We start from the raw sequence: 19,362 nt of genomic DNA, 5'->3' as shown, positions 1-19,362 counted from the left end.
AGGACCCGGCCAAGTCAGCACCCGGCAGTTCAGCCCCGGAGGCGGCGCAGCGCGGCCTTGCCCGGCGGTTCGCCGGTCGGGGCCGGTACTGAGTCAGGGTCCACCGTGGCCGCGACCACCCGGTCCTCGGCCCCGGCCAGCAGCTGGGCGTCCACCGGCACGGACTGCTTGAGCAGCGCCAGCCCGATCGGTCCCAGCTCGTGGTGCATCACCACGCTGCCCAGCCTGCCGACCACCCGGCCGTCCAGCTGCACCGGATCACCGGTCTCGGGCACCGCGTCCGCGGACCCGTCCAGGTGCAGCAGCACCATCCGGCGCGGCGGGCGGCCCAGGTTGTGCACCCTGGCCACGGTCTCCTGGCCGCGGTAGCAGCCCTTGTCCAGGTGCACCGCCACCCCGATCCAGTTGACCTCCTGCGGGATGGTCCGGTTGTCGGTGTCCTGGCCCAGCCTCGGCCGCAGCGCCTCCACCCGCAGGGCCTCATAGGCCAGGGTGCCGGTGGGGCGGGCGCCCGCGTCGGCCAGCCGCTGGAACCAGGTGACCAGCTCGGCGTGCGGGACCAGCAGGTCCACCACGTCCAGGGTGGGCCAGGGCATCCGGCGGACGAATCCGCCGCCGGGCAGTTCGGACAGGCCGTAGGCGTCGTCCGGGACCTCGGCGCCGACCTTGGCCAGCACCTCGGCCGTGTCCGGGCCGAGCACGGTGAGCAGCGCGAACTCCGCGCTGACGTCCTTCGGCTCGACCTTGGCCCAGAAGACCATCTTGGTCAGGTAGGACAGCAGCGCCGGCGCGGTCTCCACCTCGGTGTCCAGGTAGATCGTCTCGCCGTGGTGGGCGACCAGCATGTGGTGCTCCACCCGGCCCTGCGCGTCCAGCACCAGCGCCTCCCCGCCGGTGCCGGGGGCCAGCTGGTGGAAGTGCTGGGAGGTCAGCGAGTGCAGCCAGTCCAGCCGGTCCGCGCCGGGCACCGCGATGATCACCCGGTGCGAGCGGTCCACCACGGCCGCGCGCCGGGCCGCGGTTCGGGCCTCGGCAGGCGGGTCACCGAAGTGCCATGGCACGCCCAGGTCCGGTGAACCCTCCGGCGCGGGGATCGCGCCCGGCCTGCCCAGCAACGGTGAACTCACGATGTCTCCCTCGACTCTTTCGCACCACACTGCCCGCACACCCCGGAAAGTGCGAGGTGGCTCGGGTCCAGGCGGAAGTTCTTGGCCGCCCGCAACGCCTCGCCCAGGTCCGCCAGCGCCTCGCAGGGGACCTCGTCCACCTGGCCGCAACGGTGGCACACCAGGTGGACGTGCTCGTGCTCGTCCAGGGAGTAGACCGGCGCGCCGTGGCCGAGGTGGGTGTGCCGGACCACGCCGAGCCGCTCCAACAGTTCCAACGTCCGGTAGACCGTGGTTATGTTCACCGTCGGTGTGATCCGCCGCACGTGCGCGCAGATCTGCTCGGGGGTGGCGTGCGCCAGCGCGATGATCGCGTCCAGCACCAGCTGGCGTTGCGGGGTCATCCGCAGCCCACGTTCGTGCAAGGTCCGGCGAAGCTGCTCCGGCGCGGTGTCCACACCCGTGATCCTAGGCGTTCCTCGCAGGTCTACGCTTGGACAACATGCGCGTGCTGGCCTTGCTGGACGGAACGATCCTCGACCTGGAAGCCCCGCTGCTGCGTGCCGATGATCTAGGCATGCTCCGCGGTGACGGTGTCTTCGAGACCGTGCTCGTGGTGGACGGCAAACCCCGCGAACTGGGGCCGCACCTGGATCGGCTGGCACGCTCGGCGCACATGCTGGACCTGCCCGAGCCGGATTCGGCCGAGTGGGAGCACTGCGCCAAGGCCGTCATCGACGCCTGGGACTGGGCGGTGAGCCCGGAGATGGCGCTCAAGCTGGTCTACAGCCGCGGCCCGGAGTTCGGCGAGGGTCAGACCGCCTACGCGATGGGCCTGCAGATCGGCGCCGGTGTGGTGCGCCGCCGCCGGGACGGCGTGTCCGCGCTGACCCTGGCCCGTGGTTTCGAACCGGCCGAGGCCGAGCGCTCGCCGTGGCTGCTGCTGGGCGCGAAGTCGCTGTCCTACGCGGTGAACATGGCCGCCATCCGCCACGCCGAGGCCAACGGCGTGGACGAGGTGATCTTCACCGCCGCCGACGGCAGCGTGCTGGAGGGCCCGACCGCGAACGTGGTGGTGGCCAACGGCCGCACCCTGCGCACCACCCCGCCGGTGATCGGCATCCTGCCCGGCACCACCCAGGCCGCGCTGTTCCGCGCGGCGGCGAAGGCCGGCTGGGAGACCAGGATCGAACCGATCCAGGCCGAGGAGCTGACCAGTGCGGACGGCCTCTGGTTCCTCTCCAGCGTGCGCCGGGTGACCCAGATCCGGACGCTGAACGGGCAGCCGGTGGCGGCCAGCGCGGACCTGCACGCCGAACTCAGCGAGCTGTACGAGTCCAACTACCGGGACTGAGCCTGGAAGCGCACCCGGTCACCGGGGGCGAGCAGCGCGGGCGGGTCGCGGTCGACGTCGAACAGCGTCACCGCGGTCCGCCCGATCAGCCGCCACCCGCCGGGCGAGGCACGCGGATAGGCCCCGGTGTACTCCCCGGCCAGGCCGACCGACCCGGCGGGCACCCGCTCCCGCGGTGAGTCCAGCCGGGGCTGGCGCAGTGGCTCGGGCAGTCCGGTGAGGTAGCCGAAACCGGGCGCGAACCCGCAGAAGGCCACCGTGTACGTCGCGCCGGTGTGCAACTCGACCACCTCGGCGGTGCTCAGCCCCGCGGTGCGGGCCACCAGTTCGAGGTCGGGGCCGTCGTAGACCACCGGCAGCAGCACATCGCGGCCCAGCACCGGCGGCTCACGCTCGTCCAGTGACTCCAGCACGGCCCGGACCTGGTCCAGTCCGGCCGAGCCCGGCCGCACCTCGACCAGCACGGTCCGTGCGGCGGGCACCAGGTCGACGACCGCAGGCAGTCCGGCGGCCCGCAGCGTGGCGTGCACCGCCTGCACCGCGGCCGCCGAGTCCAGTTCGACCAGCAGGGCGTGCGCCCCGCAGGGCAGCAGCCGCATCAGCCAGCGATGCGAATGAGCCGGGCCGAAAGGTGGGGCTGCATTTCCTCGCCGACCATGGCGCGTTCGTCCACGTAGGCCAGGTCGCCGCCGTCGACGATGCCGTAGAGCCGCTGGCTGGCGGTGACCTCCTTGGCACTCGAGGTACGCACGATGGCGTCGGTGGCGATCTCCCAGGAGGTCTGGTTGCGCGGCTTGCCGTAGTACATCTCCATGATCCCGGTCGCGTGCGCGAGCAGGACCTCGATGGTGTCGTCGGCCTGCACCCGCCACCAGCCCACCTCGCGGGCAGCCGGCCGCAGCACGCTGCCGTCGGCGTTGAGCAGCCAGGAGCGGGACTCGTAGTACAGGAACGGCCTGCCGTCGTGCGCGAAGGTGATCTGCTGCCCGAAGCGGTAGGGCCCGCCCTCCAGGGAGCTGTAGGCCACCTCGCCCTCGCCGCGCCAGACCCCGATCAGGGGCAGCAGGGCGAGTAGCTGGTCGTGCAGGTTCGGGCCGAGCCGCAGGTTCGCGGTGTCGGCGGCCACCGGCAGATCGTCGAACTGCGGCAGGTTGCGGTCACGGGTGGCCTCGGCTCGCGCTTCGGCGGCCTGGATCGCCGCGTCACCGCTGCCGGGCTGGGGCGTGGTCGGTTCCGTCATGGGTCAGCGCTGGTCGGAGTACAGCCGGTACACCACGTACACGGCGAACCAGGTGATCACCAGGCAGGCCGCCACGAGCAGGCCGGTGAAGAAGATTTCCACAACGACGCAGCATAACGGCCGGAGCGACGGGACACCTGCCCCGCCACCCCGGCCGTGATGAGCGTTATAGGTCAGCAGCCCCAGTTGCCCCGCACCGAGACCACGGTGCCCAGCGCGCGCCAGGTCCGGACCCCCACGATGCCGCTGTCGTTGATGCCGGCCTGCCGCTGGAACTCTTTGACCACGGTGGCCAGCGGCGCGTCGTAGACGCCGTTCGCCCCGCCCGGCACCTCGGCGTCGGTGATCCGCATGAGGTGGTCCTGCAGCTGGAGCACGGCATCCGGGTTGCGCTCGCCAGGGTTCAGCTGCGGCATGGTGGGCCAGAGGTTCTCGGTGCGGAACTTCGGCAGCACGCCGACCAGCTGCTGCCAGGTCTTCGAGCCGACAATGCCGCTGTCGTTGATGCCGTGCTTGCGCTGGAAGTCCTTGACCGCGGCCAGGGTGTTGTCCGCGTACAGCCCGGTGCCGTTGAGGCCGTAACCGAGTTCGCGCAGCCGGAGCTGCATGCCCTTCACTTCGGCACCGCGGTCACCCGGGTTGACCTGCGACAACGTAGCCGCGTACGCCGAGGAGTTCTCCTGGCTGGAACAGGCTGAGGCCTTCGGAGCGGTGGTGCTGGAAGCAATCCCGATGGTGGTCAGAGCCAGCATGGCCAGAACCATTCCGCGTGCAGCCCACTTACGCATGACAATTCCCCCTGGAAAAGTTTCGACTGTTGTCGCCAGGCCATTCCCTGGCGCTCTCACCTCCTTGACACGCTTGGCCCGCAAAACCGGTTGCCGCGTTTCTGGATAAAAAAAGTGGTCCCGATCACCCCAATTCCGGGGCAACCGGGACCACTGGTCGAACGTCGTATCAGGCCACCGCGACCTCAAGGCTGTGCAGCCCAGGACCGTCCGCGTGCAGCTTGGCCTGGCCGGTGCCAGTGCGGTGCAGCGCCCGCACGGTCCAGTCGCCGGGTGCGGCGAAGAACCGGAAGTCGCCCTCGGCGGAGGAGACGACCTCGGCGGTGAACTCGCCGCCCGCGTCGAGCAGCCGCACGAACGCGCCGCCCACCGGCGACCCGTCGGCGGTGACCTTGCCGGTCACCACGATCTCCTTGCCCGCGTCCACGCCCGCGGGCAGCGCGCTGCCCTGGACCGGAGCGCCGCAGCCGTCACTCATGTTGTCTCCCTTTACTTTCCGGCGCCGGTTTCAATCGGCACGCCGACCAGCGAGCCGTACTCGGTCCACGATCCGTCGTAGTTCTTCACATCGCCGTGGCCGAGCAGCTCGCGCAGCACGAACCAGGTGTGCGAGCTGCGCTCGCCGATGCGGCAGTAGGCGATGGTGGACTTGCCGCCGTCCAGGCCGGCCTCGCCGTAGATCTCGGTCAGCTCGGCGTCGGACCGGAAGGTGCCGTCCTCGTTGGCCGCCTTGCTCCACGGCACGTTGATCGCGCTGGGGATGTGCCCGCCGCGCTGCGCCTGCTCCTGCGGGAGGTGCGCGGGCGCGAGCAGCTTGCCGGAGAACTCGTCAGGGGAGCGCACGTCGACCAGGTTCTTGGCGCTGATCGCGGCCACCACCTCGTCCCGGAAGGCCCGGATGGACAGGTCCTGCTCCTGCGCCTTGTACTCGGTGGCCGCGCGGCTCACCGGGTCCTTGGTCAGCGGGCGGCCGTCCAGCTCCCACTTCTTGCGGCCGCCGTCGAGCAGCTTGACGTTGTGGTGCCCGTACAGCTTGAAGTACCAGTAGGCGTAGGCGGCGAACCAGTTGTTGTTGCCGCCGTAGAGGATGACCGTGTCGTCGTTGCCGATGCCCTTGGCCGACAGCAGCTTCTCGAAGCCCTCGCGGTCGACGAAGTCCCGTCGGACCTGGTCCTGCAGCTCGGTCTTCCAGTCGATCCGGACCGCCCCGGGGATGTGACCTCCCTCGTAGGCGGTGGTGTCCTCGTCCACCTCGGCGAACACGACGCCGGCGGCGTCGAGGTTCTCTTCGACCCACGCGGCCGATACCAGGACGTTCTCGCGGCTCATCTGACGCGGCTCCTCTTGTCTACTTCTGTCTACTGTGGACGATCAGGTGCTCTTGGCCGGGGCGAACCGGCGGATGATCAGGTACATCTCGCAGCCCAGGCACAGCCCGAACGCGGCGTTGAGCAGCGCGGCCACCAGTGCGGCCGAGGTCGCCACCACCCCGAGCGTGGTCAGCCCGGAGGCGTACCCGATCGTGCCGACCAGCGCGAAGACGAACCCGACACCCTGGGCGAAACGCAGCGGCTCAGGGGCCTCGCGCTCACTGGTGGGCTTGAGCCTTGGCCGGATGGCCGTGCGGAAGAGCTGGCCGTAGGGGTTGAGGCGCAGTCCGATGAACGCGCACATCGCGAAGATGACGGTCTGTGCGGCCAGCAGCTGCCAGACCCCGGTGAGCAGCACGATGACCAGCACCAGACTGGTCATCCACGCGGTGAAGCGCGGGCCTCGGGGGTCTACGGGAACATCGCCGGGCATGGGGGGACCTCCTGACGGTGGGACACGGAATGGGTCCGTCAGTGGCGGTTATCGGCACATCCGCGCGTCAGGCGCAGCGGGCAAGCCAGATCAAGCCGCCGAAGTCAGCCGAGCCGACACAGGCTGCTGTCCACGCGGCAGTTGTCCACCGCGCGACGTTGAGTAAGCAGCACATACACGACGGCGAGGTTACTCGCGGAGCCCGCCCTGCGGGAGGGGCGTCCACTGGATGGGACTAATCGAGCAAAGGGCGCAGCGCGCTGAGCAGCTCGTCCCGCTTCGGCAGTCCCGAGATGCGAAACAACTCCCGCTCTTTGGCGTCCACCACCAGCGTGGTGGGCGTGCGCATGATCTTGAGCCGTTCGGCCAGTTCCGGCCGGTCGGTGACGTCCAGCTCCACGTGGTGCAGCCGCGGTTCCTGCCGGACCACGTCGCCGAGCAGCACCTTGGTGTGCCGGCAGGGCGCGCAGAAGGTGGTGGACAGCTGCACCAGGGTGATCGCCGGGGCGGCCGCCAATACGGTCCGGATTTCTTCAGGCAACTGCTCGATCGGCACCGCCGCGCGCACCTTCCCGTTCCGCCAGCGGTACAGCAAACCCAGCGCGCCGGTCAGCACCAGCACGCCAAGGACCACCCACACCTGCGTCACTGACCACCCCGGTTCGGCACCGCGCCGCCGCCGAGCTGCACGTTCTTCGCGCTGCCCTCCACGACCAGTGCCCCATGTTCGGCCCGCACACCGGTGGGCACCACGGTGAACGGCAGCCCGCCTGGGTCGATCCGGGTGCTGAAGGCCCGCCGGATCAGCCGGTCCACCGCGGGCGGCAGCGCCACCTCGCCGGTCTCGTTGCTCACCCGCAGCCGCTTCGGGCTGACCTCGATCTGGTTGTCCACCAGCGAGAGCACCCCGACCACGGTCACCTGGGTGCGGGTGCCCGCGATGTCGGTGCTGCCGGTCAGCTTCACCGGCGCGGTCTTCTCATCCACCACCTGCGGCTTGCCGGTGGGCACGATCGGATCGCCGTTGGGCTTGCGCTCCAGCAGCTCGTCCAGGTTGGCGGGCTCGATCTTGAGGTCGGCCACGTTGATCAGCTTGCCCACCTCGGCGGCCAGCAGTTTCACCCGGCCGGTGACCTCGTCGATGGTCACGTTCTGGGCCGAGCCGGAGAGCAGCTCGGACAGTGGCGCGCGCACGTGCCGCAGGGTCGCCTCGACCTCCACGTTGCGCAGCTCGGCCACCGGCACCCCGCTCGCCTTGACCTCGACCTCGCGGTAGTCCCCGGCCAGCGCCTGGTAGAGGAACGGGAAGCCGTTGATCCGCACCGCCGGGTCGTCGGCCAGCTTGAGCTGGGCGCGCAACCGGGTGGAGACCTGGTACTCCGCGGCCGCGGCGGCGCCGAAATCACCGGCGACCAGCAGACCGATGAGCACGACCAGGACGATGGCTAGCTTCTTCACACGGACCCGTTCCGAAAGTCGGAGGCAGTTAACTCCAAGGACGAGGGTACTGACCCCGAGGTTGCGCCCAGCCACTCCCGGATCCGGTCCACCAGTCCAGGCGTCAATGCGGACTCGGCGTGCCCCATGCCCTCTTCCAGCCACAACTCCGCGCTCGGCCCGCAGGCCCGGTGCATCGCGGTGACATCGGCCACCGGGAAGTAGTTGTCCGCGGTGCCGTGCACGAACAGCAGCGGCGTCGGCGCGATCCGCGGCGCCAGTTCGATCGGCGAGGCGGGCGCCTGCGTCCACCGCGGCCCCAGCCGGACCCCCAGCATCAGCAGCCCGAACGCCGGACCACCCGGCAGCTCCAGCAGCTGGTTGACCCGGCGCATCTTGGGCGTCTCGCGCACCCACCAGCGCGCGGGCGGGCTGACCGCCACCACCGCGTCCGGTTTCGCCGCGCCCTCGGCCAGCGCGGCCTGCCGCAACACCACCGACCCGCCTAGGGAACATCCCAGTGTGGTCACGGTCGGGTGGCCCAGCCCGCGCAGGAACTCCACCCCGGCGGCCACGTCGAACTGCTCGTCCAGACCCACCGAGGACCGCCCGCCGGAGCGTCCGTGGCCACGCAGGTCCAGGCCGAGAACGGTGTGCCGCAAGGCCAATCGGCGTAACAACCGGCGAACATCCGGACGAGCGGTGTGCTTGGTGAAACCGTGTGCGACGACCACCGCGGCCGGGTTCGCCGAGGGGGTCCGCGGGCCGAGCAGTAACCCGTTCAGCCGCACCTTGTCCGAGGTCAGCAGTGTGACACCGGTTTCGTGGCCTGTTGTCACGAGTGCCATGCCGAGTATTCTCCCGTTCATCCAGCGGCAATGGCGCCGAAGCCTGACTACCTCGCGCGACCGGGGCGACCCGGTGAGCGTGGAAAGGAGGCGGCGCCATGACCAGCGTGGACCTGCTTCTGCTGACCACGGACCGCGACCCGGAGTCCGTGCTCCCTGCCCTCTCGCTGCTGCCGCACCAGGTGCGCCCGCTGGTGCCCGATGTCTCCGCGCTGCTGGAGGCCGGTCCGCATGACGCGGTGCTGGTCGACGCGCGCACCGACCTGGTCGGCGCCCGCAGCCTCTGTCGCCTGCTGACCAGCAGCGGCATCGACGTCCCGGTGATCGCCGTGGTCAACGAGGGCGGCCTGGTCGGGGTCAGCGCCGACTGGGGCATCGACGAGATCCTGCTGCCCACCGCGGGCCCGGCCGAGGTGGACGCCCGGCTGCGCCTGGTCCGCTCCCGTCGCGCCGCCGCGCACCGCGGCAACGACGGCGCGCTGGTGCTCGGCGAGCTGGTCATCGACGACACCACCTACACCGCCCGGCTGCGCGGCCGCCCGCTGGAACTCACCTACAAGGAGTTCGAGCTGCTCAAGTACCTGGCCCAGCACGCGGGCCGGGTGTTCACCAGGGCGCAGCTGCTGCAGGAGGTCTGGGGCTACGACTTCTTCGGCGGCACCCGCACGGTGGACGTGCACGTGCGACGGCTGCGCGCCAAGCTCGGCCTGGAGCACGAGACCCTGATCGGCACCGTGCGCAACGTGGGCTACAAGTTCGTCCGCCCGCCGCGGGCCGGCGCCGGCCGGGTCGAGCTGGGCCAGGACGAGCCCGCCCCGGACTACGTGTCCTCCTGATCACCAGCGGCTGCCTGCCCGCGTTTCCGGCACTACGGTGAAGCCGTGGTGCAGATGACGTGGGCAGCCCAGCTGACCCCTGACGAAGCACAAGCCGTCCGCTCCCTGGTGGCCGCGGCCGCCGAGGCCGACGGCCGCGCGCCGGTGGGCGAGCACGTGCTGATGACCCTCTCCGGCGAACACCTCCTGGCCAGGCAGGTCAACGGCGAGCTGGGCGGCTACGTCAACCTCGATCGCGACAACGACGGCCGCTACGTGGCCGAACTCGCCGTGCACCCCGAACACCGCCGCCGCGGCCTGGGCAGCGAGCTGGTCACCCAGCTGCTGCAGCGCGCGGGCGAGGACGACCTGCGGATCTGGGCGCACGGCGACCACCCCGGCGGCCAGGCCATCGGCGCCCGCCTCGGCTTCACCCGGGCCCGCGACCTGTGGCGGATGAAGATGGCCTTCACCGGCGACCTGCCTGAGCGCGCGCTGCCCGACGGGCTGAGCCTGCGCGCCTTCGTGCCGGGTCAGGACGAGGCCGCCGTGGTCGAGGTCAACAACAAGGCGTTCTCCTGGCATCCGGAACAGGGCGGCTGGACCACCGCGGACATCGCACTGCGCGAGGCCGAATCCTGGTTCGACCCGGCCGGCTTCTTCCTGGCCGTCCGGGACGGCCGGATCGTGGGCTTCCACTGGACCAAGGTGCACGCGGCGCGCCCGGACACCGGAAACCAACCGATCGGGGAGGTCTACGTGGTCGGCGTGGACCCGGACGCCCAGGGCGGCGGCCTCGGCTCGGTGCTCACCCTGGCCGGCCTGCGCCACCTGCGCGAACGCGGTCTGCCCGCGGTGATGTTGTACGTGGAGTCGGACAACACCACCGCCATCCGGGTTTACGAGAAGCTCGGCTTTACCCACTGGGACAGCGATGTGCAGTACGCGCGGTCACGCTGACCGGAACTCCGCCAGATGACGGTGGGGTCACGGAGTGCAAACGTGCTGGTCGCAGCCGGGTCACGGGTTCACACCAATGGGGTGTGAATGGTCACTGAAGGTGGCTTGTTCACCCTCCGTTCATCTTCTGACGGCCAACTATCCACCCTCGGTCCCTAACGTCCCGGTTTGCAGGGCGGGTGCCGCCGCCCGTCCACGTTCTGGAGGACTCAGGTGAAGATCAAGCAGCACGCAGCCGTGCTCGGATTGGTGGCCGCGGGCGCGCTTCTGCTCTCGGCGTGTGGCTCGGACAACAACGCCCCCGGCAACACCGGTGGCTCCACCAGCTCCGCGGCCGGTTCGATCGCCTGCGGTGGCAAGAAGTCGGTGAACGGCGACGGCTCGTCCGCCCAGGGCAACGCCATGACCGAGTTCACCGCCTCCTACGTCGAGGCGTGCAAGGACTTCAACGTCGCCTACAACGTCTCCTCCTCCGGCGACGGCATCAAGAACTTCCTCGCCAAGCAGGTCGACTTCGCCGGCTCCGACTCGCCGCTGAAGGCCGACGAGATCACCAAGGCCACCGAGCGCTGCGCCGGGTCCGCCCCGCTGCACCTGCCGCTGGTCTTCGGCCCGGTCGCGATCGCCTACAACCTGCCAGGCGTCGAGCTGACCCTGACCCCTGACCTGGTCGCCAAGGTCTTCAGCGGCGTCATCAAGACCTGGAACGACCCGGCCATCAAGGCCGCCAACCCCTCGGCCAACCTGCCGGCGAAGGCGATCGGCGTGGTCTTCCGCTCCGGTCAGTCGGGCACCACCGACAACTTCCAGAAGTACCTGGCCGCCGCGGCCCCGCAGTCCTGGACCAAGGGCGACGGCAAGGAGTTCAAGGGCGGCATCGGCGACGGCAAGGCCAAGTCGGCCGACGTGGCCAGCGCGGTGAAGGCCACCGAGGGCGGCATCACCTACGTCGAGGTCTCCTTCGCCAAGTCCAACAAGCTGGGCATCGCCAAGCTGGACTCCGGCGCCGGTGGCGTCGAGCTGACCGACGCCAGCGCGGGCAAGGCCATCGCCAACGCCAAGCTGCAGACCGCCACCACCCCCGGCGACCTGGTGCTCGACCTCAAGGCGCTCTACGCGGACAAGACCGCGGGCTCCTACCCGCTGGTGCTGGTCACCTACGAGATCGTCTGCGCCAAGAGCGCCGACGCGGACACCGCGACCGCGCTGAAGAACTTCCTGACCGTGGCCTCCACCACCGGCCAGGACCGCCTGCCCAAGATCGGCTACGTGCCGGTGCCGGCGGAGTTCCGCACCAAGCTCACCGAGTCGATCAAGTCGATCTCCTGACCCACATCGTTCGGTCGGCGGCTCTGCCAAGCTGATCGCGACGCCATGAGCGACCCGATGCGGGCGGTCCCCAACCAGGACCGCCCGCATCGCCGGAACTACCGGAGGCACACATCTCCACCGTGACCACCGCGCCGAGCAAGCCGGTCCGACGTCCGGGTGACCGCATCTTCAGCGGCATCGCCAGCGGTACCGGCGTCTTCATCGTCGCGCTGATCGGCGCCATCGGGATCTTCCTGCTGCTGCAGGCCATTCCCTCGCTCCAGGCGAACAACGCGAACTTCCTGTTCTCCTACGCCTGGGACACCAACGACCTCAACAACCTGCGCTTCGGCATCCCGGACCTGCTCTGGGTGACCGTGGCCTCCTCCCTGCTGGCCCTGCTGCTGGCGATGCCGGTGTCCCTGGGCATCGCGCTGTTCCTCACCCAGTACGCCCCGCGCCGTCTGGCCCGGCCCTTCGCCTACGTGGTGGACCTGCTGGCCGCGGTGCCCTCGATCATCTTCGGGCTCTGGGGCATCCAGGTGCTCGCCCCGGTGCTGACCCCCTTCGCCGAGTGGCTCACCGCCAACCTCGGCTGGTTCCCGTTGTTCGCCAAGGGCAACGTGAACCCGGCAGGCGGCGGACACATCTTCACCGCGGGCGTGGTGCTCGCGGTGATGATCCTGCCCACGGTCACCGGGGTCAGCCGCGAGGTCTTCGCCCGCACCCCCCGCGAGCACATCGAGGGCGCGCTGGCCCTCGGCGCGACCCGCTGGGAGGTCATCCAGACCACGGTGCTGCCCTTCGGCAAGGCCGGTTTCGTCAACGCCTCCATGCTCGGCCTCGGCCGCGCGCTTGGCGAGACGATGGCGCTGTACCTGATCCTGTCCACCACCGCGCAGCAGCCGTTCTTCAGCCTCTTCGACGGTGGTTCGACCTTCGCCTCCAAGATCGCCCTTGGCATCAGCGAGGCGGCGAGCAGCCCGCTGGCCGCAGGCGCCTACATCGCCGCGGGCCTGGTGCTGTTCGTGCTGACCTTCGCGGTCAACGCCACCGCGCGCTCGATCGTCGCCCGCAAGAAGGAGTACTCGTGACCACGGCGAGTGTCGACCTCGAACGCCCGGCGGCGCCGCCGGCCTTCCAGCCGGTCAGTGGCGCCCGCAAGGCCAAGAACGTGGCGGCCACCGTGCTGGTGGGCCTGGCCTTCCTGATCGCGATCGTGCCGCTGGTCTGGGTGCTCTACACCACCCTGTCCCGCGGCCTCGGCCCGATCCTGTCCAGCACCTGGTGGACCCACTCGCTCTCCGGCCTGCGTCCCTACGACGAGGGTGGCGGCGCGTACCACGCGATCTTCGGCACCATCGTGCAAGGCCTGGTCACCGCGATCATGTCGGTGCCGATCGGCGTGATGGTGGGCATCTACCTGGTCGAGTACGGGGTGGGCAGCAAGCTCGGCAAGATCACCACGTTCATGGTGGACATCCTCACCGGTGTGCCCTCGATCGTGGCCGCGCTGTTCGTCTACTCGGTGTGGATCAGCATCTTCGGCTTCTCCCGCAGCTCCTTCGCGGTGACGCTGGCGCTGATGCTGCTCATGGTCCCGGTGGTCATCCGGGTCACCGAGGAGATGCTCAAGATCGTGCCGAACGAGCTGCGCGAGGCCTCCTACGCGCTGGGCATCCCCAAGTGGAAGACCATCGTCAAGGTGGTCATCCCGACCGCGATGTCCGGCATCGTGACCGGCGCGATGCTCGGCGTGGCCAGGGTGATGGGCGAGACCGCGCCTGCCCTGGTGCTGGTGGCCTACGCGCCCTTCATCAACTTCAACATCTTCGACGGCAACATGGCCAACCTGCCGCTGATGATGAACTCGGAGTTCGCCAACCCCGAGACCGCCGGTTTCGACCGGACCTGGGGCGCGGCGCTCACCCTGGTGATCGTGATCATGTTGTTCAACCTCGTAGCCTCGATCATCTCGCGGCTCTCGGCCATCAAGACCAAGTGAGCGGGCGGTAGGAGCAATGGCCAAGCGCATCGATGTCAAAGACCTCAACATCTACTACGGCAAGTTCCACGCCGTGGACGGGGTCACCCTCCAGGTGCCGCCGCGCAGTGTCACCGCGTTCATCGGACCCTCGGGTTGCGGCAAGTCCACCGTGCTGCGCTCGCTGAACCGGATGCACGAGGTGATCCCCGGCGCCAGGGTGGACGGGCAGGTCCTGCTCGACGGCGAGGACATCTACGCCACCGCCGTGGACCCGGTGTCGGTCCGCCGCACCATCGGCATGGTGTTCCAGCGGCCCAACCCGTTCCCCACCATGTCCATCAGGGACAACGTGGTGGCCGGGCTGAAGCTGGCCGGGATGAAGGGCAAGAAGAAGCTGGAGGAGGTCTGCGAGCGCTCGCTGCGCGGCGCGAACCTCTGGGAAGAGGTCAAGGACCGGCTGGACAAGCCCGGCGGCGGCCTCTCCGGCGGTCAGCAGCAGCGGCTGTGCATCGCGCGCGCCATCGCGGTGCAGCCGGACGTGCTGCTGATGGACGAGCCGTGTTCGGCGCTGGACCCGATCTCCACGCTGGCGATCGAGGACCTGATCACCGAGCTGAAGAAGGAATACACGATCGTCATCGTCACCCACAACATGCAGCAGGCCGCGCGGGTGAGCGACCAGACGGCGTTCTTCAACCTGGCAGGCGTCGGCCAGCCGGGCCGCCTGGTCGAGGTCGACGACACCGAGAAGATCTTCTCCAACCCGACCCAGAAGGCCACCGAGGACTACATCTCCGGTCGCTTCGGCTAGGCCACAAGGGTTTCTGAAACCACAAAGGCCGGGTCCCCATCGGAGGGACCCGGCCTTCGTTGTGGGCTAAGGGAAATCAGTCCTCGCGGCCGGGCATCTTGCCGGTGGCGATGAACACCACCCGGCGGGCCAGCGCCACCGCGTGGTCGGCGAAGCGCTCGTAGAACCGGCCCAGCAGCGTGATGTCCACCGCGGGGGCCACGCCGTGCGGCCAGTCCTTGTCCATCAGCACGCTGAACAGGTGCTTGTGCAGGGCGTCCATCTCGTCGTCGTCCTGCTCAAGCTGTTGGGCCAGCTCGACATCGCGGTTGCGGATGACCAGCTCGGCCTTCTTGGCCAGCTCCACCGCGACCCGGCCCATCTGCGCGAAGTCCTCGCGCACCTGATCGGGCAGCACGCCGTTGGGGTGCCTGCGCCGGGTGGCTTTCGCCACGTGCAGCGCCAGATCACCCATCCGCTCCAGGTCCTCGGCGGCGTGGATCGCGGCGACGACGACCCGCAGGTCGGTGGCCACCGGCGCCTGCAGGGCGAGCAGCGCGAACGCCTGCTCCTCCGCCGCGGCGCGGGCGTCGTCGATCTTCGCGTCCTCGTCGATCACCTGTTCGGCAAGGCCGAGGTCGACATTCAGCAGTGCTGCGGTCGACTTCTCCATCGCTTTCGCGACATCGGCGGTCATGTCGCCCAGGATCTCGGCGAAACGATCGAGCTGCTCGTGATAGGCCTCGCGCATGTGGTCAGCCTACGGTGCGCGGGTCGCGGGGTCTGCATCCATTGGTGAACCAGCCGTAAACGGGCCCCGAACAGCTGGTGCACAAGCCCCGGTCAGCGGCGGTGCCAGGTGGATCAGGTGCAGCTGTTGTCCGCACCGTTCACAGTGGACAGATCACCGGGCAGCTTGGTGGTCGAGGTCGGCGTGCCACCACCGCCGGATGCGTTGCCGGGCTTGACGATCTTGCCGTCGAACTCCGGGCCGAGCACCAGCTGGATCGAGCCGCCCATGCCGGCGTCCGGGACCATCGTGGCGCCCGGCACCGAGGCGGCCAGCGTGCGCGCGGCGTCCCGGCGCTCATCGCTGAACCGGATCACCGTCTTGTCGCTGGGCGTCGGCGAATTGCCCTTCTTCACCACCGAGAAACCGAGGTCCTCCAGGCCGGTGACCGCCTTGGTCGCGTTGCCCGCCTTGTTGGCGCCGTTGAGCACCTGGATCTTCACCGTCTTCGGGTCGACCAGCGCGGCCGGGCTCAGGTCCGCAGGCGGGTTGTTCTGCGCCTGCGGCACCGGGTTCTGGTTGCCGCCACCGGCCGGTTTCTCCTGCGGCAGCGGGGTTCCGTTGATGATCGCCTGGAACAGGTTCTTGGCGTCCTTCTCCCGGAACTCCTCGCGGTAACCCTTGCCCACCTCGACCGTGCGCACCGGCACCTGCACGAAGGTGACCCGCCCGGCTTCCAGGCCCTGCAACGAAGTGCCCAGGGTGAGCATCTGGTCGATGCCGATGTTCTCGCCGTAGGTGGAGCCAGCGAAGGCCTTCACGAAGTCCTGCAGCTGACCGGGGCTGGTGAGCACCTGCTGGGACATCACCTTGCGCAGCAACGAGGACAGGAACTTCTGCTGCCGCTGGATCCGGCCGTAGTCGCTCTGGATCGGATCGCCCTTGAGCGTGCGCGCCCGCACGTAGCTCAGCGCGGTGTCGCCGGAGATGGTCTGCCGCCCGGTCTGGGTGATCACCGGGCCGATCTTCTCGTCGATCATCGGCTTGGGCACGCACACCTCGACGCCCTTGATCGCGTCCACCATGGCCTTGAAGCCGTGGAAGTCGATGCCGACGAAGTGGTTGATGTTCAGCCCGGACAGTTGCAGCACCAGCTTGGTGATGCACTTCGGGCCGCCGATGGCGTAGGCCGCGTTGAGCTTCTGGTTCTTCCGCACCGGCTCGGTCTTGCCGGTGTACTTGCCGGTCTTGGCGTCCCAGCCCTCGCAGGCCGGGATGGTGACGTCCATGTCGCGCGGGAAGGACACGATCACCACGCGCTTCCGGTCCGCGGGCACGTGCGCCACCATCACGGTGTCCGTGCGCGCGCCGCCGGCGATCTTCTCGTCGCCGACGCCGTCCTCGGCGGTGGCCCCGGCCCGGCTGTCCGAGCCGATCATGAGGAAGTTCTCCGCGCCGTACTGCTTGTCCTTGTCCTGGATCTCATCGGCGTTGGGGTCCAGCGCGGACACCTCGCGGATCTGGCTGTTGATCCACTGCTTGCCTGCCCAGCCGATCCCGGTGGCCACCAGCACGATCGCGGCCACCGCGACCACCAATGCCTTGCCCACCAGCAGCAGCCGCCGCTTGCGCAGCGCGTCCGGGTCGTCCTCGGGCGGCGGGCTGGCCTGGCCGGTCTCGCGCGGCGGCTCGTCCTCGTCGTCCTCGACCAGCTCGTGGTAGGGCACCCCGACCGTGGCCACGTCCACCGACCCTGGCAGTGGGACCAGCTGGGTCCGCTCCGCGGGCTCGTCCTTGACCGCGGGCTTGTCGCCCTTGTCCTTGTCCTTGCCGCCGATCCGGATGAACTGGGTCAGCTTGCCGCGCCGCTCCCGTTCGGCCTCCTCGATCTCGGCCATCTCGTCGTGCACGGCGGAGAACCGGGACAGCGTCGCGTCGATCTTGCGCCGCTTGTCGTCCATCTCCCCGTCGACAACGGGCTCCACCGGCGCCGCGGGCTTCGCGGGCGGGCGGTTGCCGGGCCGGGCGCCGGCTGGCGGCGGCCCACCCTGCGGCGGGCGGGGCGGCTGGCCCGCGGGCATGGCCGGGCGGGACGGCTGGTCGATCCCGGGCCGCGGCGGCTCCATCGGCATCGCCGGTCGCGAGGGCTGGTCCATCGGTCCAGCAGGCCGCATCGGCCGGTTGCCCGGCGGCGGCCCGCCGGGACGCGCACCCGGCGGCGGGCCGGGCGGCCGGGACGGCTCGTCCAGCGCGGCGAACCCGCCATGGGAGGGCTGGTCCAACTGCGGCGGCCCACTCTGCGGCGGCGCGCCAGGGGGCGGTCCACCCTGCGGCCGTCGCGGCGGCCGTGGCGGCGCGGACCGGGGCGGCGGCAGTTGGCCGCCACTGGGCTGGTTCAGATCGCCCTGCGGCGGCATGGGCGGCCGCAGCGGCTGACCGTGCTCACCCGAGGGCATCCGCCCACCGGTCGGCTGCCCCAGGTCGCCCTGCGGCGGCATCGGCGGCCGGGGCGGCTGGCCCCGGGGCGGGGCGGGCCGTTGCGCCATCGGCGGCGCGTCCCGCGGCGGCATGGGCTCGCGCGGCGGCATCGGCGGCGGCGCCATGGGCGGCGGCGCGCTCTCCCGCGGCGGCATCGGCGGCACGGGCGGCAGCGGTGGCGGGGAGAGATCGCGCGACGGCGGTGGTGGCGGGGCCGGGCGGGGGAGCTTGTCGGAGGTGCCGCCGTGCTTGGCGAGCAGGTCCGAGACCGAGGTGCCGCCGCCGTCGTCAAGGGACCGGCGGCGCCTGCTCGGCTGGTCCAGATCGGGGGTGTCGTCCTCGGCCCGCCGACGTCGTCCGGAGCGGGAACCGTAACCGCCCTCGCGGTGGTCGTCCGGCACCCGTGCTCCTTCCCGATCGTGTGACTCTCCGACTAATGACGCAGGGCGAACCGCACGGGTTGTAACCCCCGACGGATCGCCCGGTGCCCGATAGTACGGATAACGGGTAGGACACACGAGCGCGGCCGCGAGCTTTGTCACGTCCTGTACGGAAAATTGCCGAGTCGCTTAGCCCGATCGGGGCCGTACCGAGCAAGATCAGTTATAGCCAACCGGCCTGGGCTGGGCCACTGCCCGTCGCCCACCGGCCGCTCCGGCGAGCCGAACGCGTCCGTCCTCTTCCCGGTACGCGACGGCGTTGCGGCCGGACTGCTTGGCCACGTAGAGCAAGCTGTCCGCGCGCAGCAGCTGTTCCTTCGGGTCGGTCGCGGGCGTGTGCGCAGGTGAGCCGGTCAGCTCGTGCGCCAGCCCGATACTCACCGTGACCCGGAGATCAGGGGCCAGCTGGGTCCACGGGTACCGCTCGACGCGCGCACGTGCCGCTTCACAGACGGCGACCGCCGTCCCAGTGTCGATTCCCGGCACCACCAGGACGAATTCCTCGCCGCCGTAGCGGGCGCAGAAGGCGCCCTCGGGCAGCCCGTCCTGCAACAGCTCCACCACACGCTGCAGCACCCGGTCGCCGATGAGGTGGCCGAAGGTGTCGTTGACCTGTTTGAAGAAGTCCAGGTCGACCAGGGCCACGGCCAGCCCGCCCTGCCGGTCCGCCTCACCGAGCAGACCCAGCAGCCGCTGGTCCAGGTAACGCCGGTTGTAGCTGGCGGTGAGGCTGTCCCGCAGGCTCTGCTCGCGCGCCTCGGCATGCTCGCGGCGCAGCCGGTCCACCTCGCGGCGCAGCTGTTCGGGCACCTGCGGCGGGTTGGTCTGCTCGGAGGAGAGCAGGTCCAGCGCGGACCGCAGATGCTGGTAGGCCTGCCGCCACTGCCCCCTGGAGGCGAACAGCGCGGCGATCGACTCGTGTAACTGCACCAGCCCGGAGTTGGCAGGTGGCGTGGCGGGCGGGCCCGGGTGACCGGCGGCGGTGGCAGGAGAGCGTGGCGGGGTGGGCGCGGAGCAGACCGGCCGCGTGCCATCGCGGAGCGGATCAGACTCGGCGATGTCAGGTCGCAGTACGGTCACCGCGTTCACCTCCCTACCACGGTGGTGTCGTCGGCTACGGCGGCACGCTTGAGCCACTGAACCGGGCTGGTGGCGCATTTCACTTAACTGGTTGACCGTGAACTGCTCCGACCCGGTGACTCAGCGTGATCCACCACGCTCTTGGTTGTGTACCCGGAAATGGCGGGGCGTCCCAAGCTGTTCGGCCATAGCCCA

21 protein-coding genes are annotated in these 19,362 nt (G+C 69.9%); 7 read left to right on the top strand and 14 right to left on the bottom strand.

Annotation, left to right across the window (positions count from 1 at the left end; genetic code table 11):
• Positions 1–29: 29 nt before the first annotated feature.
• Entirely contained in the window at positions 30–1,127 is a 1,098-nt protein-coding gene (gene ygfZ / locus ACTOWY_RS10255; protein WP_441309357.1) for a CAF17-like 4Fe-4S cluster assembly/insertion protein YgfZ, read from the bottom strand.
• Positions 1,124–1,564 (bottom strand): Fur family transcriptional regulator, encoded by a 441-nt coding sequence (locus tag ACTOWY_RS10250; RefSeq protein WP_247755310.1) that lies wholly within the window; start codon positions 1,562–1,564, stop codon positions 1,124–1,126. The genes ygfZ and ACTOWY_RS10250 overlap by 4 nt, the downstream gene beginning before the upstream one ends.
• 44 nt (positions 1,565–1,608) lie before the next feature.
• On the opposite strand from ACTOWY_RS10250, the gene ACTOWY_RS10245 reads away from it, so the two are divergent.
• The gene (locus ACTOWY_RS10245) at positions 1,609–2,460 is read left to right on the top strand and encodes an aminodeoxychorismate lyase (RefSeq protein ID WP_441309356.1); all 852 of its coding nucleotides are present in this window, start codon (positions 1,609–1,611) and stop codon (positions 2,458–2,460) included.
• On the opposite strand, the gene pxpB is transcribed toward ACTOWY_RS10245, so the two are convergent.
• The 9 genes from pxpB to ACTOWY_RS10200 form a co-directional block, all read right to left on the bottom strand.
• On the bottom strand, positions 2,448–3,059 hold the full coding sequence (gene pxpB, locus ACTOWY_RS10240; protein WP_441309355.1) for a 5-oxoprolinase subunit PxpB: 612 nt from the start codon (positions 3,057–3,059) through the stop codon (positions 2,448–2,450). The genes ACTOWY_RS10245 and pxpB overlap by 13 nt on opposite strands.
• Positions 3,059–3,700 (bottom strand): FABP family protein, encoded by a 642-nt coding sequence (locus tag ACTOWY_RS10235; RefSeq protein ID WP_441309354.1) that lies wholly within the window; start codon positions 3,698–3,700, stop codon positions 3,059–3,061. Before ACTOWY_RS10235 ends, pxpB begins: the two co-directional genes overlap by 1 nt.
• Positions 3,701–3,873: 173 nt before the next feature.
• The gene (locus ACTOWY_RS10230; protein WP_441309353.1) at positions 3,874–4,452 is read right to left on the bottom strand and encodes a peptidoglycan-binding protein; all 579 of its coding nucleotides are present in this window, start codon (positions 4,450–4,452) and stop codon (positions 3,874–3,876) included.
• Between the two features lie 205 nt (positions 4,453–4,657).
• The gene (locus ACTOWY_RS10225) at positions 4,658–4,966 is read right to left on the bottom strand and encodes a DUF1416 domain-containing protein (RefSeq protein WP_441309352.1); all 309 of its coding nucleotides are present in this window, start codon (positions 4,964–4,966) and stop codon (positions 4,658–4,660) included.
• An 11-nt stretch (positions 4,967–4,977) separates the two neighbouring features.
• Positions 4,978–5,817 carry a sulfurtransferase gene (locus tag ACTOWY_RS10220; protein ID WP_247755315.1) on the bottom strand — a complete coding sequence of 280 codons (840 nt, stop codon included), beginning with the start codon at positions 5,815–5,817 and terminating at the stop codon, positions 4,978–4,980.
• 42 nt (positions 5,818–5,859) lie between these two features.
• A complete protein-coding gene (locus ACTOWY_RS10215) occupies positions 5,860–6,291 on the bottom strand; it encodes a DUF4395 domain-containing protein (RefSeq protein WP_441309351.1) in 432 nt (143 codons plus the stop codon).
• 235 nt (positions 6,292–6,526) lie between these two features.
• Positions 6,527–6,940 carry a TlpA family protein disulfide reductase gene (locus ACTOWY_RS10210; protein WP_441309350.1) on the bottom strand — a complete coding sequence of 138 codons (414 nt, stop codon included), beginning with the start codon at positions 6,938–6,940 and terminating at the stop codon, positions 6,527–6,529.
• Positions 6,937–7,749, bottom strand: coding sequence for an LmeA family phospholipid-binding protein (locus ACTOWY_RS10205; protein ID WP_247755318.1), 813 nt, complete (start codon positions 7,747–7,749; stop codon positions 6,937–6,939). Before ACTOWY_RS10205 ends, ACTOWY_RS10210 begins: the two co-directional genes overlap by 4 nt.
• Positions 7,746–8,576: an alpha/beta hydrolase gene (locus ACTOWY_RS10200; protein WP_441309349.1), complete on the bottom strand. Its 831-nt coding sequence runs from the start codon at positions 8,574–8,576 to the stop codon at positions 7,746–7,748. The genes ACTOWY_RS10205 and ACTOWY_RS10200 overlap by 4 nt, the downstream gene beginning before the upstream one ends.
• 98 nt (positions 8,577–8,674) lie before the next feature.
• Here ACTOWY_RS10200 and ACTOWY_RS10195 point away from each other — a divergent pair, with 98 nt between their 5' ends.
• From ACTOWY_RS10195 to pstB, 6 genes are all read left to right on the top strand, one after another.
• Positions 8,675–9,412 carry a winged helix-turn-helix transcriptional regulator gene (locus tag ACTOWY_RS10195; protein WP_441309348.1) on the top strand — a complete coding sequence of 246 codons (738 nt, stop codon included), beginning with the start codon at positions 8,675–8,677 and terminating at the stop codon, positions 9,410–9,412.
• Between the two features lie 45 nt (positions 9,413–9,457).
• Positions 9,458–10,351 carry a mycothiol synthase gene (gene mshD, locus ACTOWY_RS10190; protein ID WP_441309347.1) on the top strand — a complete coding sequence of 298 codons (894 nt, stop codon included), beginning with the start codon at positions 9,458–9,460 and terminating at the stop codon, positions 10,349–10,351.
• Positions 10,352–10,564: 213 nt separating this feature from the next.
• Positions 10,565–11,680, top strand: coding sequence for a phosphate ABC transporter substrate-binding protein PstS (pstS, locus tag ACTOWY_RS10185; RefSeq protein WP_441309346.1), 1,116 nt, complete (start codon positions 10,565–10,567; stop codon positions 11,678–11,680).
• Positions 11,681–11,802: 122 nt separating this feature from the next.
• A complete protein-coding gene (gene pstC, locus ACTOWY_RS10180; RefSeq protein WP_247755322.1) occupies positions 11,803–12,756 on the top strand; it encodes a phosphate ABC transporter permease subunit PstC in 954 nt (317 codons plus the stop codon).
• The gene (pstA, locus tag ACTOWY_RS10175; RefSeq protein WP_247755323.1) at positions 12,753–13,667 is read left to right on the top strand and encodes a phosphate ABC transporter permease PstA; all 915 of its coding nucleotides are present in this window, start codon (positions 12,753–12,755) and stop codon (positions 13,665–13,667) included. Before pstC ends, pstA begins: the two co-directional genes overlap by 4 nt.
• Before the next feature lie 16 nt (positions 13,668–13,683).
• Positions 13,684–14,460 (top strand): phosphate ABC transporter ATP-binding protein PstB, encoded by a 777-nt coding sequence (gene pstB, locus ACTOWY_RS10170; protein WP_247755324.1) that lies wholly within the window; start codon positions 13,684–13,686, stop codon positions 14,458–14,460.
• A gap of 76 nt (positions 14,461–14,536) precedes the next feature.
• On the opposite strand, the gene phoU is transcribed toward pstB, so the two are convergent.
• The 3 genes from phoU to ACTOWY_RS10155 all read right to left on the bottom strand — a co-directional run bounded on the left by phoU (position 14,537) and on the right by ACTOWY_RS10155 (position 19,167).
• Positions 14,537–15,190, bottom strand: a complete 654-nt coding sequence (gene phoU / locus ACTOWY_RS10165; RefSeq protein WP_441309345.1) for a phosphate signaling complex protein PhoU — start codon at positions 15,188–15,190, stop codon at positions 14,537–14,539.
• A 113-nt stretch (positions 15,191–15,303) separates the two neighbouring features.
• On the bottom strand, positions 15,304–18,048 hold the full coding sequence (locus tag ACTOWY_RS10160) for an LCP family protein (protein ID WP_441309344.1): 2,745 nt from the start codon (positions 18,046–18,048) through the stop codon (positions 15,304–15,306).
• 198 nt (positions 18,049–18,246) lie between these two features.
• Positions 18,247–19,167 (bottom strand): GGDEF domain-containing protein, encoded by a 921-nt coding sequence (locus tag ACTOWY_RS10155; protein ID WP_441309343.1) that lies wholly within the window; start codon positions 19,165–19,167, stop codon positions 18,247–18,249.
• Between the last annotated feature and the right edge of the window lie 195 nt (positions 19,168–19,362).

This window comes from Crossiella sp. CA198, assembly GCF_052078295.1.
In the GTDB taxonomy this organism is placed as follows: domain Bacteria; phylum Actinomycetota; class Actinomycetes; order Mycobacteriales; family Pseudonocardiaceae; genus Crossiella.
This window is presented reverse-complemented; position numbering and strand designations above follow the sequence as displayed.

Excerpts from the sequence above, each read along its gene's own strand:
- ACTOWY_RS10245 (WP_441309356.1), top strand. The coding sequence starts at position 1,609 with ATGCGCGTGCTGGCCTTGCTGGACGGAACGATCCTCGACCTGGAAGCC.
- pxpB (WP_441309355.1), bottom strand. The coding sequence starts at position 3,059 with ATGCGGCTGCTGCCCTGCGGGGCGCACGCCCTGCTGGTCGAACTGGAC.
- ACTOWY_RS10235 (WP_441309354.1), bottom strand. The coding sequence starts at position 3,700 with ATGACGGAACCGACCACGCCCCAGCCCGGCAGCGGTGACGCGGCGATC.
- ACTOWY_RS10230 (WP_441309353.1), bottom strand. The coding sequence starts at position 4,452 with ATGCTGGCTCTGACCACCATCGGGATTGCTTCCAGCACCACCGCTCCG.
- ACTOWY_RS10225 (WP_441309352.1), bottom strand. The coding sequence starts at position 4,966 with ATGAGTGACGGCTGCGGCGCTCCGGTCCAGGGCAGCGCGCTGCCCGCG.
- ACTOWY_RS10220 (WP_247755315.1), bottom strand. The coding sequence starts at position 5,817 with ATGAGCCGCGAGAACGTCCTGGTATCGGCCGCGTGGGTCGAAGAGAAC.
- ACTOWY_RS10215 (WP_441309351.1), bottom strand. The coding sequence starts at position 6,291 with ATGCCCGGCGATGTTCCCGTAGACCCCCGAGGCCCGCGCTTCACCGCG.
- ACTOWY_RS10200 (WP_441309349.1), bottom strand. The coding sequence starts at position 8,576 with ATGGCACTCGTGACAACAGGCCACGAAACCGGTGTCACACTGCTGACC.
- ACTOWY_RS10195 (WP_441309348.1), top strand. The coding sequence starts at position 8,675 with ATGACCAGCGTGGACCTGCTTCTGCTGACCACGGACCGCGACCCGGAG.
- pstB (WP_247755324.1), top strand. The coding sequence starts at position 13,684 with ATGGCCAAGCGCATCGATGTCAAAGACCTCAACATCTACTACGGCAAG.
- phoU (WP_441309345.1), bottom strand. The coding sequence starts at position 15,190 with ATGCGCGAGGCCTATCACGAGCAGCTCGATCGTTTCGCCGAGATCCTG.